Here is a 13,087-nt window from a genome sequence, read left to right as displayed (position 1 = left end):
GAAGGCGGAGAGCTCAACTCAATTTATGAGTTCGCGCCCTAGTATTTGTAGGACTGGCCACCATCGATCGGAATGGTCGCGCCATTGATGAACAACGCTTCGCCCGAAAGCAGGAAGGCCACCAGTGCCGCGACTTCCTCGGGCCGTCCAAAGCGCTTCATCGGGTTGACCGAGACGAACTGTCGGCCGGTCTCCTCCCAGTCTTCGCCACCCAACTGGCGCAGCGAACCTTCGACCATCGCGGTCATGATCGCTCCCGGAGCGATGGCGTTGATCTGCACGCCATACTGGCCATACTCGACCGCCGAGTTGCGGGTAAGGCCGACGACGCCGTGCTTGGCTGCGGCATAGCCGCTCTGGTTGCCAACACCGCGGATGCCGCCAACCGATGCCATATTTACGATCGCGCCGGAGCCCTGCTCGCGCATCACTTTCAGGACTGCAGCCATGCCGAAGAACACGCCATCAAGGTTGATGGAGATGACGCGATGGAACTCTTCGGCGCCAAAGTCCTCGGTCAAGTTCTGTCGCCCCTCGATCCCGGCGTTGTTGAAGAAGGCGTCTATCTTTCCGAACTCGGCCAAGGTGGCGTCTACATACGCTTGGACCTGCGCGACGTCGGCTACATCGGCCTTGATCAGTCGGGTCCGCGTGCCATCGGGCAGGCTTGCCCGCGCCGCCTCCAGCCAATCCTCGCGCAAGTCCACTAGAGCAAGGGTCGCGCCCTCTTCCGCCAGCCGCTGCGCTGTCGCCAGCCCGAGGCCGGAGCCCGCGCCCGTCACAATCACGACCTTATCGTTGAAGCGCATGTCCTCTTCCCTTTCCAATCTGCTGCTAACCTAGCAATGCCACGCCCTGATCCGAAACCGGCACATTTAGCAGGCGGCTAACGTCCCAACCGTTCGATGACCGGTGGCACCCAGGTCTGGTCCAGAACCTCGGGGCGCGGGCGATAGAGGCGCATCATAAGATAGAATGGCCCGTCCGCTGCAACGGGCAACCAGTTAACCTTCGCGCCGTCCGTCGGCTTCCGGGCGCCGACGTCGATGGTCACACCGCCATCCTCGTCCTTAGTCAGGCCCTGAGTGCGATCTCCCACGGAATAGCGGTTCGCCGCGTTGGGAATCATGAACCCAGTATCGTCGTACGCCGTGATCGACCAGAATGCATCCACCGGCGGCAACTGCCCAGAAGGAAAGCGGATGCGGTAGCGGTACGCGCCATCAAGCTTGGCTCCATCGGCATCGACACGTCCGATGGGATAGACCGCCTCTTCGGGTACGGCGACGAAGATCTGGTCCTTGGCAACCGCTGCCCGCAGCAGGATGTCGGTGCCGAACCGCGGACCGTTATAGTTCGTTGTCCAGCCGTTGCGCTCGACGCCAAGGTGGAGCGACGCCAGCCGCACGTCTGCACGGGCGCGTTCGAAGCCCCGTTTTACTGCATCTCGCTGGGCTGGGGAAAGGAACTCGGGCGCAAAGCCGCCTTGGCGCGAGATGCCAAGTCGCTCCAGCTTCGCAACCATGGTCCGGTCCTGAGGCCGCACGACCCAGTCCTGCAGAACGGAGCCCAGCCGGGCAAAGAACACGATGTCGGCCGTTGCGCCCTCAGGACCTTGCGCCAGGTCGCGCTGCTCCGCCGGTGGGGCGGCAAACCGCTTTCCTGCCCGCCAATCGGCCCAGCGGACAATGGCCAGCCTGTCTTGCAAGCGGTGGACCTCGTCATACTCGGCGGGAGATCGGACCAGGATGCGCCCGGCAAGGTTGATGTAGCGGGTCGAACTCGGCACATTGACCATGCCTTTGGGAACAGTGCCGCGCCAGCCCGGGCCATGCACGAACAACGGCGGCAACTGCCCGCCATGGGTCCGCTGGCCGAGCGACTGTTCCGACGACGAGTCCGCCTGGTTGATCGAGAACGTATAGTAGCGGGTGCCGAAGTCCGGCGTTGAAACGACCAGCGGCCCCTCCGCCAAATCAAGCCATGCCGACGAATAGATCGTGTCGTTGTTTGGCCCAACCCCGACGCGCATTTCTGGACCGGAAAGCAACCGTCGGTGCTTGAATGCGTTGATCGGCGTCCCGGGATCGCCCGCTGCCTGCCCTTGCGTGAACCGCTTGCGGATCTGCGCGGCCTCCACGAGCGGCATTCCCCAAACATAACCGCGATAGGCCAGCTCCTCGGCCTGAGCCTCGTTCAGCGACAGTGCCTGATGGGCCGGGCTCGTCCAGGCCAGCTCCGCATGAAGCACTAGCGCGGCCGTCACGATGGCGAATGCAATGCCTCCCGCCTTCATTCCTTTGCAATCCTCGCTTGGGACATCTTCGCGATTTCCGGTGGTCGCCAGGTGCCAGTCGCTATTGCCGCTTCAGGACCTTGCACGCGAATCACGACATAGAAGGGTCTGGGAGGGACGGGCAGCAGGTTGGCGGATTTTGGGTGACCGCGAAGCCTCTGGCTGAACATGATCGTGACTGATCCGTCCTTGCCGCGCCTCAATCCCGACGTCCGGTCGCTGATCAGGTAGCGATTGAGCCCATTGGGGACGAGTTCCCGCGTCGTTGAATCGTAGACGGTGACCGACCAGAAAAAGCGCGCGGGAGGCGGCGGGTCTAGCACCAGCCGATAATCCGACAGTGAACCGTCAAGCCGCTCTCCAACTGCATCGGTAAAGGTCGTGAAAGGATGGTTTTCCTCGATTACGTTGGCACCGGTGCCGCGCGTATTAATGACCGCGCGATAGAGATAGTTGAGTCCGTATCGGCCCACATCGACGGGGTCGGACCAGCCGCCCGAGCGCCCGCCGGTCTGCGTCAGCGAAGCCTTGATTACGCCTTGAGCGTCGGCGAAGCCCTGCTCGATTCCCGCTTTGATCGCCGAATCTGCCAGAGCGGCGTCGACGGTCTCCGTGCCAGCAACGCCGATAGCTTGAAAACCATGGATGAGTGCTTCCTCGCTTTGCGGATGGCCGCAGCTGCGCAACACGAAATCGAGTATCCGCATGAACCCCGCGACGCTTTCATCACGACCGTCGGGAAAGTTGCCGCTTGCTCTCGCGCGGCTGAGTTCGCGCAAGACGAAGCGGTCCTGCAGGTCCTGTGCGGCGCGAAGGTCTTCGCCCGAAGGATGCACTAGCATCCTGAGCAGTATCCATGTGAAAGGTGTCGTCACGCGGAAAAGCGTGGCACCCTCCGGCACTCTGCCTTGCCAGTCAGTCGTCGCGATCAGGAACCGCCCGCCTTTGAAGCCGTGCGTACGTGCGCTGATGTTCGATGCGTTCCCGTGGATATCGAGGAAGTTGGCAGTGAAATACCGCCCGGCCGTGTCAGGCACCTCGAGTAGTACCGGTCCGCTACGCAGATCGAGCCAGGCATTTGAATAGAGGGTATCGGCGTTGGGCGTCTTGAAGGACTTGTAGCCGGGCCCTGCCAGAGCGCGGCCATGAGAAAAAGCATTGAAGCCGACATATTGCGGATCGCTGCGGTCCACTGCCTGAGAGTACATCTGCCGATATTCGAGAACTGCTGCCGTTCCGTAGATCGTCGCATCAAAAGCGCGCGATCGGGCCAGCACCTTCCTCGCATCAGCTGTAGCAGGCAGCATGTCCTCGAGCCGGGCCGATTGGTACTGGTCGGCCAGCGCCGGATCGTAAGCCGGCGCGCCCACCTTTGCCGAGCCGACTGCGGGCCAGTTCGCAGCGAAGGTGACCGCAAGCAGGGCAAGATGTGCGCTGCCTCGCCCTGCGCCACGGGTCTTCACTTGATCGAAACTCGCACTTCGCGGATCTCTCCGGTAAACGTACTGTCTTCGACGCTGTAATCGGGGCTGACGGCGCTAATGCGGTCAAGTCCGATATCGAGCCCTTCGGTGTGCGAGAGCCAGCCGGCCACGGTGCGCCCGAGCCTGCCAGAGCCCACCGCCTTGCCATCGACGTAGAGCGTCAGCGTGCCGGGGGTGCCGGGTGCCGCGTTGTCGGCGGTAAACTCCGCGGAGAGGGTGTGCTTGCCATCGACAAGGGGACTGCCAGCGGCAACGGTGAAGTTGTCGGCGCCCACCGCGTTGTAATGGAACACCGGCTTGCCGCTCTTCAGATAGAAGCTGTAACCACCGAAGCGCCCACCCTGAGCGATCATCACGCCGTTGGTGCCGCTACCGGCGGTAACCTCGGCATCAATGCGGAAGCTCTTGCCGATGGTATGCGGCGCGGCATCTTCAGCGATCGCTGCGACACCGGGGCGATAAGTGAAGCTGGTACGATAGGCGCCGAGCGACGGCCGGCCCTGCGTTCCCTGGCTATAGTCGTGGATCGGGAGGATATTGTTTTTCGCGGCCTCTGCCCAGAACAGGGCCTGCATTTCCTTGAGTTTGGCCGGGTTCTTCCTCGCCAGGTCCATCGCCGTGGTGAAATCGACGTCGAGATGGAACAGCGACCACTCCCGCTGATCCGGTCCCACCGTCAGCTTGCGGTCGCCTGCCGCCCCAGCGTCCCACGCCGCACGCTTGGGCAGGGTGCCGGCCATCCAGCCGTCCCTATAGATGCCGAAGTTCTCCATCATCTCGTAGATCTGCATCCGGCGAGCAGATGGCGCGGAGGCCTGCTGGAAGGTGTAGGCCAGGCTGATCCCGTCCACCGGCTTCTGGGCCACGCCCTTGACCACTTCGGGAGATTTTATCCCCACCGCATCGAGCACCGTCGGTGCGATATCGCTGACGTGGGCATATTGTGAACGCACAGCCCCCTTCTCGGCAATGCGCTTGGGCCAGGAAACGACCATGCCGTTTCGCACGCCGCCAGCCTGCGAGGCGACCTGCTTCCACCACGGGAACGGCGAGTTCGTCGCCCAGGCCCATGCTGCGGGGAAGTGGTTGTAGAGCTTGGGCCCACCGATGTCGTCGATGTGCGCCATCTTCTCGGCCATGGTCTCCTTGCGGCCCGTAATGGTCGATTGCTCGTAGAGCAGGCCTTCAGGCCCGCCTTCCGCGCTGCTGCCATTGTCGCCCTGGATGTAGATGATCAGGGTGTTGTCGAGTTCACCCGTCTGACGGATCGCGTCGATCAGGCGGCCGGTTTGGGAATCGGAATAGGAGACGCTGGCGGCATAGGCCTCCATCAGGCGCGCATAGAGCTTTTTCTGGTCAGCATTGAGCGAATCCCATGCGGGCAGCGAAGCCGGGCGCGGTGAAAGCTGCGAGTTGGCCGGGATGATGCCCATCCGCTTCTGGCGCACAAACGTCTCTTCGCGCAGCTTGTCCCAACCCTGGTCGAACCTACCCCTGAATTTGTCGAGCCATTCCTTCGGCGCATGGTGCGGGGTGTGGGCGATGCCAGGCGCATAGTACATGAAGAATGGCTTGTCGGGCGCGGCGGCCTGCTGAGTGCGCATCCACTTGATGGCATGATCCGCCATGTCCTTCTCGAAGAAGTAGTCTGGATCATCGTGCGGCGGCTCCACCGGCACGGTGTTCTCAACAATGCTAGGTTGCCACATCGAAGTATCGGCCGAGAGAAATCCGTAGAAATACTCGAAGCCAAGCCCGGTGGGCCACTGATTGAACGGACCTGCCGCGCTGGTCTGCCACTCGGGCGTCAGGTGGTTCTTGCCGAACATCGCGGTGTTGAAACCATTTTCCTTGAGCACTTCTGCCACGGTCGCGGCGGAGTCCGGGATCACAGTGGTGTAGCCATCATAGCCGGTTGGCAGGTTGGTCACGTTGCCCATGTCGACATTCTGCGGCAGGCGGCCGGTCAGCAGCGAGGCGCGCGTGGGCGAGCAAAGGGCCGTAGTGTTGAAGCGATTGTAGCGAAGGCCGGTCTGGGCGAGCGCGTCGAAGGTCGCGGTGGGGACCGGGCCACCAAACGCGCTGGTCACGCCAAAGCCCACGTCGTCGGTCAGGATGACGAGGACGTTCGGTGCGCCCTTCGGTGCCTGCGGTTGCGAGGGCCACGCTGGTGCATGGGTCTCCTGCACGGTCTTGCCGACCTTCCCGGCCATCGGGTCGGTTGCTGCATCCTGAGCGAGAACGAACGACGGCGCGAGAAGCGCCACGATGGCGGAACATCCGCACAGCCGGCGCTTGTAGGCGGACAAACGGAAGGCGGAACGGAATGCGCGCATCGCGGGAACCTCTTCGAGTGAAATCTGGAAAAAGCCCCGGTCGCACCGCCCTCATAGAAAGAAGCGCGACCGGGCGAGCGAGGATCTCAGTACTTGAAGGTGGCCTGAACCATGACCGTCCGGGGCAACGTGGCAAAGCCGATCTGGTCGGCGAGGACGCCGGTGGTGCCACCAGTGCCCGAACCGGTGTTCGGCGCATCGGTGCCACCGGTTGCATACCAGCGGTTGGTCAGGTTCTTGCCGATGACCGCCAGTTCCCACCGGTCGTTCTCGGTGCGCAGGCGCAGCGAGGCGTCGACATTGACGTAGCTGTCCTGCAGCGTCGCCGGGTTGCCGAAGGCGGTGGCGATGTAGGAGTCGCTGTAACGTGCATCCACGGCCATCCCCAGCGTCAGGCCGCCGGGCAGCTTGGCGTCATAATTCACACCCAGCGTGCCAACCCACTCGGGAGCGTTTGCCGTCGGCTGACCCTTGAGGTTTTGGCGGTTGGCCACCGTGTCGGTGCCGGCCAGGAACGGACGCGCCGTACCGTTTGCCGTCCCGTCGTTGACGTAAACCAGGTTGCAACCTTGCGCCCGGGTCTGTCCGGCATAGCACGGCGCGCCGATCGCATTGCCATAGCGCGACTTGTTGTAATTGATCGACCCGTGGATGTCGAAACCCTCAAGCCCTCGCGGCGCGAACTCGAAGTCTACCTCCACGCCCTTGGTCCGCGCCGAACCGGCGTTGATCGTGGTGAAAGCAAAGATGTCCGACCGAAAGAAATCGAGCTGCAGGTTGGAGTACTTGTAGGTGTAGGCCGTGACGTTGAACCGCAGCTGGCGATCCATCAGCATTGTCTTGATGCCGCCTTCGAAGCCGCGCGCCTTTTCGGGATCGAACTCGAAGTCAGGCAGGCCGGCGTTCGGGCTAAGGATGCCCGAGTTGGAGAAGCCGCCCGACTTGTAGGCGGTCTTGTAGGCGCCCCAGATATTGATGTCGGACGTCGGCTTGAAGCTGAAGGTGACTTCCGGCGACCAGTCACTGAACTCCTGCGCCGAGCGGATGGTCGTTCCCGGCAGGAAGATGCCCTGTGTCACGCGGATCGGGTGCGAATAGGGCTGCAGGAAGTAGCTGTCCTTCGTCTCGTGGGTGTAACGGACGCCACCGGTCAGCTCGACCCGGTCGACGGGCTTGTAGATCACCTGGCCGAAGCCCGCGATCGTCTCGCCCTTGGTCTCGGAGTCCTTGGAGTTGGCCAGATAGCGCTGGAAGGGCAGCGGCGCGTTGCTGTTCTCGAGCCCGCCCGACGCGGTCCACGCGCGGTAATCGCGCTTGGTCTTCTGGTAGTAACCGCCGACCATCAGGTTGACCGGACCATCATACGAGGTGAGCGCGCGAAGCTCCTCGGAGAACGCATGGAACGTGGACCATTCGCTCGCGAAAACGCCCGCGGCGCCCGAGCGCGATACGCTGTCGGCGTCGAACTGGAAGATGTTGCGGTTCCAGTTGTGGTTGGTGACGGAGGTCAGCGTGACGTTGTCCATCTCATAGGCAAGGTTCGCGTTGATGGCCCAGCTCTTGTACTGGTTGCCGGTCTGCCCGTCCTTATTGGCATAGGGCACGGTAGCGGCGATAGCCGAAGGAAAACGGTTGCCCGAGGACTGGAATGCACGGGCGCAAGGGATCGCCGGGTTGCCTGCAGTGTTGCCGGTGGGACAGTTGTAGTAGACCGACGCTGCAGCCGGATTGTCCGACTTGTTGGTGCCGTAATTGGCCTTGATCGTCGCGGTGAACTGGTCGGTCGGCTCCCATTTGACGGTGCCGCGAACGTAAAACTCCTCGCTTCGTCCATCGCCTGCCGGTCCCGATACATGGTTGGTCGGCGTGACGACCTGCGAGGTCGAGGTGCGGTTCAGCGTCGGGTAGGTCTGGTCCGTGCCGATCTGCTTGAAGTAGCCGCGGTTCATCTTGCTGCCGCGAATGGCCAGGCGCACGCCGAGCGTGTCGGTTACCGGCGTGGAGATGATCGCCTCACCCACCATCTGGTGCGCACGGAATTCATAGCCCGCGCGCGCGATCACTTCGAGATGGTCACCCGGGTCTGCCGTCGTGATCGAGACGACGCCTGCCGTCGCGTTCTTGCCAAAGAACAGCGCCTGCGGCCCTTTAAGGATCTCGAGCCGGCCGAGGTCGAAGAAGCCCTCGTTGATCGTGCGGCCCTGGCCATAGTACGCGCCATCGACGATCACGGCAACGGACTGCTCCAGGCCGATCGACGTAGTGTTCGAGCCGATGCCGCGTAGCACCAGCGTTGCGCCGGAGCCAGAAGGTGAACGGCCGACCACGAAGGAGGGTGTGCTCGCGGCGATGCGCTCGAGGCTGGTCAGGTCGTACTTCTGGATCGTCGCAGCTGAGATCGCGGTGACCGCGACAGGGACGTCCTGCGTGGTTTCGGTACGCTTGCGAGCGGTGACCACGATATCCTGGATGCCACCCTGCTCAGCAGCGGCGCTTTCGGCTCGGGCTTCCCCCGACCGGTCCTGCGCGCGCGCGCCGCCCGATATGACAAGTGCAGTTCCAGACATCAGCAGTGCGACTGCACTACGCCTGGCGCGTCCAAGGATTCTCATTTTAGACACTCCCCTCTTCCTGCAGCCCAAGTCCGACTCATGGGCGCCGCTGTTGCGACCATATATCCAGACGCAGATATTTAACGCACCTGACTTTTTTGATAGCATGAAAACGGCCGGATTTTGCGGAGTATCTAGCATGCGAGCGGAAAAACGCCTCCATTATTAATGCAACCGCTTTAATCATTTTGCCAGGGGCTTACGGATTAACCGCAGTCGCGTTATACTATGGACATGATTGCACGCCACGAACACTTCCCGACCGATACCGGCGACAGCAAGGTTCAACTCATCTTGGCCGGTGAGAAGCTCTTTGCCGAGCAGGGCGTCGAAGCCACATCGCTGCGCGAGATCGCTGCCTCGGCGGGTCATGGAAATAACAACGCTGTCCGCTACCATTTCGGGTCGAAAAACGGCCTTGTGCAGGCGATCTTTCGCCATCGGGTCATGCAGATGGAGCCCGTCCGAGCAAAGCTGCTTACCCGGCTCGAGGAGGCCAACCTTGAGACAGATCCGCGGGCAATAATCGAAGTCATCTGCCTGCCGTACTTTGCCCTTCGCAGTCCTGACGGGACCTTTTCCTATCCGGCGTTCATGCTGCAATATCTGCTGTATTATCGCCCCAAGGGTCTCCGACACACCGCCGACGAAGCGGGCGCCCTGTCGCCAGCCCTGAACATCGCACAAGAGTTGCTGCGGGCAAGGGTAAGTTACCTTGATCCCGAAAAAGCCGACCGCCGGATTCTTCACGCCATGTTGACATTCATCACAGCCGTTATAGGTGCAGAGAATGCCGTTCCTCGGATGTCTAAGACAAAGTACCAAGCGGTAATAGATGATACACTGGATCAAATGGCGACATCGCTAGTGCTTCAGGTTCATAAATCACAGGCTAGTTTCCTGCAGAGTTTTTTTATAGAAAGTTAGTATAATTCTGCTTTAAAGCCATAGAGAATTACGCACGCTTCTTCTAATATAAGTAAGTCGACGCACGCGACAGTTTCTCCAGTTCATATAATTTGTACAAAAATCGACCTGTTTGTGCTACAAACCGCCTTGTTTCTATCCGCTTGCGGTCCATACTAATGCTTGAACGGATAGGTGCTGTGATACACCAAATTTCCGACTGCTGAGAAAATTCAAGTTGGGAGCACTTTGAGAGGCCATTCATTCAGACTGCTTCATCAGTTGCCGGAAACTGACAGCCGCGCGCCAAGTGAAGGTGCCAGGATTGTGCTGAAACTTAAGCCACTATCCTGCGGGGCCTGTGCGGGATCAGCAAGTTCAGCTGATGTCTGAATGAGAGATTTGCATACGTTAGATCGGCACGGGAGTGGCAGGAATGATAGCCTAACCGGACATAGATCGCTTCAGGTGCGAACGACCGGGTCTGGTCGATAGCCGCCGCGATAGCAGAACGTCCGCACCTAAGTGCTGAAAATCGGCAGTTGAACGGCCGGGAAGGGTCGCTCATCCCCGCGATCGGATGACAGGTTCAATATCTGAGCATGGCGATGATCGCACGCCGAACCTGTCGCCGTCGCTCCGCAGGCGCTTCAATTCTGGGATAAACTTCCCGCCTTATTCGCCGCGCCAGCAGACGCAGCGCCGCACGGTTTGGTTTTTGTTGTTCACCAATGTTGGCTAGCAGCGCAGGATAGGTCCAGCGGCGGAAAACCATTATTGGTCGCTCCGCCGCTTCATGTTTGCAGCCCCGGCGCCACGGCCACTGGACATCCAAAGAAATAGAGATCCAAACAGGCCACATATCGCACTGAGCCGGATAAACTCGCTGCGCGTCAGTCCGGTCAGGAACAGGATCGACAGAAGGAACGGCACAAGGAATGCCGCCCAGCCATGACTGTGTATCCGGTCCGCAAGACGGGCCGCTGTCCAGCACAGGAAGCCGGCCATCAGTGCGCTCCCAGCTACCAGAGCAATGGACTCCAGAATGACGGTCATCACGAACATGCGCCATCTCCCTTGGGGATGGCGCTGCGGCTATCGCCGCCGGGCGGCATCCTCTCCTACAAGACAGCATATATCGTAATGCGATATAAATGTCAACCTCCTTCATTCATGGCCGGCCGACATGGCGCGAGCGCACGGTTTCTCCGCTGCGAACTTTATGCCGGGCCTTCAGCAGATCCTGGCGCGAAAGGATGCCGATCACCTTGCGATTATGGCGTTCTATGATCGGAATGCGTCCCACGCCGGACTGGACGATCAGGTCCGCCACAATCCCGCTGAGGCTGTCTGGAAAAGCCGAGGGCTGCGACGCGTCGGATAGGCATTCAGCCAGCGATGCCGCCGGTTCCACGCCTTCGACCTGCCAACGCAGCGCGTCGCTGCGCGACGCCAGTCCGAGGAGCGCCCCCATCTCGTCTACAACGGGATAGCTGCGGTGCCGCGCCTCATTTTCAAAGAAGTCGATCGCAGCCTGCACGGTCATCGCGCCCGGTAGTGTGTCGGGATCAGCCGTCATCAATTCCGTGGCCTGCACCAGGTCGAGCGCATCGACGCTATATTCCTGAAAAATGTGCCGGCCGCGCCGTGCGATCTTCTCGGTCAGGATTGACCGGCGCATGAGCAGTACGCTCACGGCATAGGCACCCGCCGCTCCCGCGACGCAGAGTGGCAATGCGTCGAAATGTCCGGTCAGTTCGGCAGCGAACAAGGCGCCCGTCATCGGCGCACGCATGGCTCCGCTCATGATGCCCGCCATGCCGATCATCGCCCAGAAGCCCGCATCGCCCGGCAGATACTGCCCCGCTAGACAGCCAAGCGCACCTCCCAAGATTAACAACGGCGCCAGCACGCCCCCCGAAGTGCCCGATCCCAACGCGATCAGCCAAACCAGCGCCTTCACGATCAGCAGCGTCGCAATCGCGCGCATTTCAAGGCTGTTGTCCAGCAGCGCATGGATGTTGGCATAGCCCGCGCCCAGCACATGCGGGTCGACCAGGCCGCCCAGACCCACTGCGATCGATCCCAGTGCGGGCCACCACATCCAGTGCAGCGGCAGGCAATGAAAGCCGTCCTCTATTCGATAGAGCGCTTTGGACAGTAGCGCGGCCTCCGCTCCCAGCAGCAGCCCCAGGCCAAGTGCCTCGACCAACGGCCAGACGCCGCCGGGCACATGCAGGTGGGCCCCGAACATCGGGCCGCTGCCGATCAGCCATGGCCGCCAGGCAAAGGAAATCAACACGGCCAGCACGACCGGTACAAAGCTCCGCGGCTTCCATTCGAACAGCAATATCTCGATCGCCAGCAATATCGCGGCGAGCGGCGTCCCGAAAATTGCCGTCATCCCCGCAGCGGCCCCAGCGACGAGCAATGTCTTGCGTTCTGCCGCGCTCAGATGGAAACATTGGGCGAACAGCGACCCAATGGCGCCGCCGGTCATGATGATCGGCCCCTCCGCGCCGAACGGCCCGCCGCTGCCAACGGAAATTGCGGAGGATATGGGTTTGAGGATCGCGACTTTCACCGAAAGCCTGCTTTCCCCGAAAAGGATCGTCTCGATCGCCTCAGGTATGCCGTGGCCGCGGATCTTCTCCGAACCATAACGGGCCATAAGGCCGACGATCATACTGCCGGCCAGGGGAATGGCCAACATGGACAGGCCGACGGCGCTATCCGCCATGTCGGTCTCATGGACCGACAGGCGGCCGAACCAGAAGAGATTGGTCGCGAGGGCAATCAACTTGAGCAGAATCCATGCGCCCACGGCGCCGCCGCTACCGACCACCAGCGCCATGGCGGCCAGCATCACCATGCGCCTGTCCGCGCTGTGATCGCCCAATGTGTCGGCATCGCCGGAAACGAAGGCTTCCCGAATCATGCAAAATCCCTCTTTGTCGACAAAGTGTTCGGCGATTATATCGCAGAACGATATATATCAAGGGTGCGAAGATTATGGCCGCAAGAGATGCCGAGTTGAGAGATGAAGATTATGCGGCCCTGGCGGAGTTCCGCTTTGCCCTGCGCCAGTTCCAGGCATTCAGCGATGACCGCGCCACCCAGATGGGCCTCACGCCCCAACAGCATCAGGCATTGCTGGCGTTGCGCTCGGCGTCGCCTGACGAAGCTACTGTGGGGTTCATTGCGCGACGCCTGCTGCTGAAACCTCACAGCGCGACGGGTCTAGTCGACCGGCTGGAAAAGCTGAACCTGGTTGCCCGCCATGTAAGCGACGTTGATCGGCGCAGGGCGGAGTTAAGGCTGACTGACCGGGCTCATGCTCTGTTGGCAAGCCTGTCGGCCGCCCATCGGGATGAGATCTTGCGGCTGAAACCGCTCCTCAGAGAATTACTTGACAGGTTCGCCTAGCGATAGCCGCAGTCTGCCAGCCTTGGG

At 61.3% G+C, this 13,087-nt stretch carries 9 protein-coding genes; 2 read left to right on the top strand and 7 right to left on the bottom strand.

From position 1 onward, the window contains the following. Positions 1–38: 38 nt before the first annotated feature. From ACZ5Y5_RS07725 to ACZ5Y5_RS07705, 5 genes are all read right to left on the bottom strand, one after another. Positions 39–809 carry a glucose 1-dehydrogenase gene (locus ACZ5Y5_RS07725; protein ID WP_464808076.1) on the bottom strand — a complete coding sequence of 257 codons (771 nt, stop codon included), beginning with the start codon at positions 807–809 and terminating at the stop codon, positions 39–41. Positions 810–886: 77 nt separating this feature from the next. Next, entirely contained in the window at positions 887–2,296 is a 1,410-nt protein-coding gene (locus ACZ5Y5_RS07720) for a DUF1254 domain-containing protein (protein WP_464808075.1), read from the bottom strand. Further along, positions 2,293–3,759 (bottom strand): DUF1254 domain-containing protein, encoded by a 1,467-nt coding sequence (locus ACZ5Y5_RS07715; protein ID WP_464808074.1) that lies wholly within the window; start codon positions 3,757–3,759, stop codon positions 2,293–2,295. Before ACZ5Y5_RS07715 ends, ACZ5Y5_RS07720 begins: the two co-directional genes overlap by 4 nt. After that, positions 3,756–6,116 carry a sulfatase-like hydrolase/transferase gene (locus ACZ5Y5_RS07710; RefSeq protein ID WP_464808073.1) on the bottom strand — a complete coding sequence of 787 codons (2,361 nt, stop codon included), beginning with the start codon at positions 6,114–6,116 and terminating at the stop codon, positions 3,756–3,758. Before ACZ5Y5_RS07710 ends, ACZ5Y5_RS07715 begins: the two co-directional genes overlap by 4 nt. 86 nt (positions 6,117–6,202) lie before the next feature. After that, positions 6,203–8,683 carry a TonB-dependent receptor gene (locus ACZ5Y5_RS07705; protein ID WP_464808072.1) on the bottom strand — a complete coding sequence of 827 codons (2,481 nt, stop codon included), beginning with the start codon at positions 8,681–8,683 and terminating at the stop codon, positions 6,203–6,205. Between the two features lie 273 nt (positions 8,684–8,956). Between ACZ5Y5_RS07705 and ACZ5Y5_RS07700 the strand changes: the two genes are divergently transcribed. Further along, on the top strand, positions 8,957–9,655 hold the full coding sequence (locus ACZ5Y5_RS07700; RefSeq protein WP_464808071.1) for a TetR/AcrR family transcriptional regulator: 699 nt from the start codon (positions 8,957–8,959) through the stop codon (positions 9,653–9,655). Positions 9,656–10,408: 753 nt separating this feature from the next. On the opposite strand, the gene ACZ5Y5_RS07695 is transcribed toward ACZ5Y5_RS07700, so the two are convergent. After that, positions 10,409–10,699, bottom strand: a complete 291-nt coding sequence (locus ACZ5Y5_RS07695; RefSeq protein ID WP_464808070.1) for a hypothetical protein — start codon at positions 10,697–10,699, stop codon at positions 10,409–10,411. Positions 10,700–10,805: 106 nt separating this feature from the next. Further along, a complete protein-coding gene (locus ACZ5Y5_RS07690) occupies positions 10,806–12,572 on the bottom strand; it encodes a chloride channel protein (protein WP_464808069.1) in 1,767 nt (588 codons plus the stop codon). A 74-nt stretch (positions 12,573–12,646) separates the two neighbouring features. Here ACZ5Y5_RS07690 and ACZ5Y5_RS07685 point away from each other — a divergent pair, with 74 nt between their 5' ends. Next, complete coding sequence (locus ACZ5Y5_RS07685) at positions 12,647–13,060, top strand: MarR family winged helix-turn-helix transcriptional regulator (protein ID WP_464808068.1); 414 nt, start codon at positions 12,647–12,649, stop codon at positions 13,058–13,060. The last annotated feature ends 27 nt before the right edge of the window (positions 13,061–13,087 follow it).

This window comes from Sphingobium sp. TomTYG65 (assembly GCF_055395525.1).
This window is presented reverse-complemented; position numbering and strand designations above follow the sequence as displayed.

Bases quoted from the DNA above. Each gene is read 5' to 3' on its own strand.
- ACZ5Y5_RS07725 (WP_464808076.1), bottom strand. From the start codon at position 809: ATGCGCTTCAACGATAAGGTCGTGATTGTGACGGGCGCGGGCTCCGGC.
- ACZ5Y5_RS07720 (WP_464808075.1), bottom strand. From the start codon at position 2,296: ATGAAGGCGGGAGGCATTGCATTCGCCATCGTGACGGCCGCGCTAGTG.
- ACZ5Y5_RS07710 (WP_464808073.1), bottom strand. From the start codon at position 6,116: ATGCGCGCATTCCGTTCCGCCTTCCGTTTGTCCGCCTACAAGCGCCGG.
- ACZ5Y5_RS07705 (WP_464808072.1), bottom strand. From the start codon at position 8,683: ATGTCTGGAACTGCACTTGTCATATCGGGCGGCGCGCGCGCGCAGGAC.
- ACZ5Y5_RS07700 (WP_464808071.1), top strand. From the start codon at position 8,957: ATGGACATGATTGCACGCCACGAACACTTCCCGACCGATACCGGCGAC.
- ACZ5Y5_RS07695 (WP_464808070.1), bottom strand. From the start codon at position 10,699: ATGTTCGTGATGACCGTCATTCTGGAGTCCATTGCTCTGGTAGCTGGG.
- ACZ5Y5_RS07690 (WP_464808069.1), bottom strand. From the start codon at position 12,572: ATGATTCGGGAAGCCTTCGTTTCCGGCGATGCCGACACATTGGGCGAT.
- ACZ5Y5_RS07685 (WP_464808068.1), top strand. From the start codon at position 12,647: ATGGCCGCAAGAGATGCCGAGTTGAGAGATGAAGATTATGCGGCCCTG.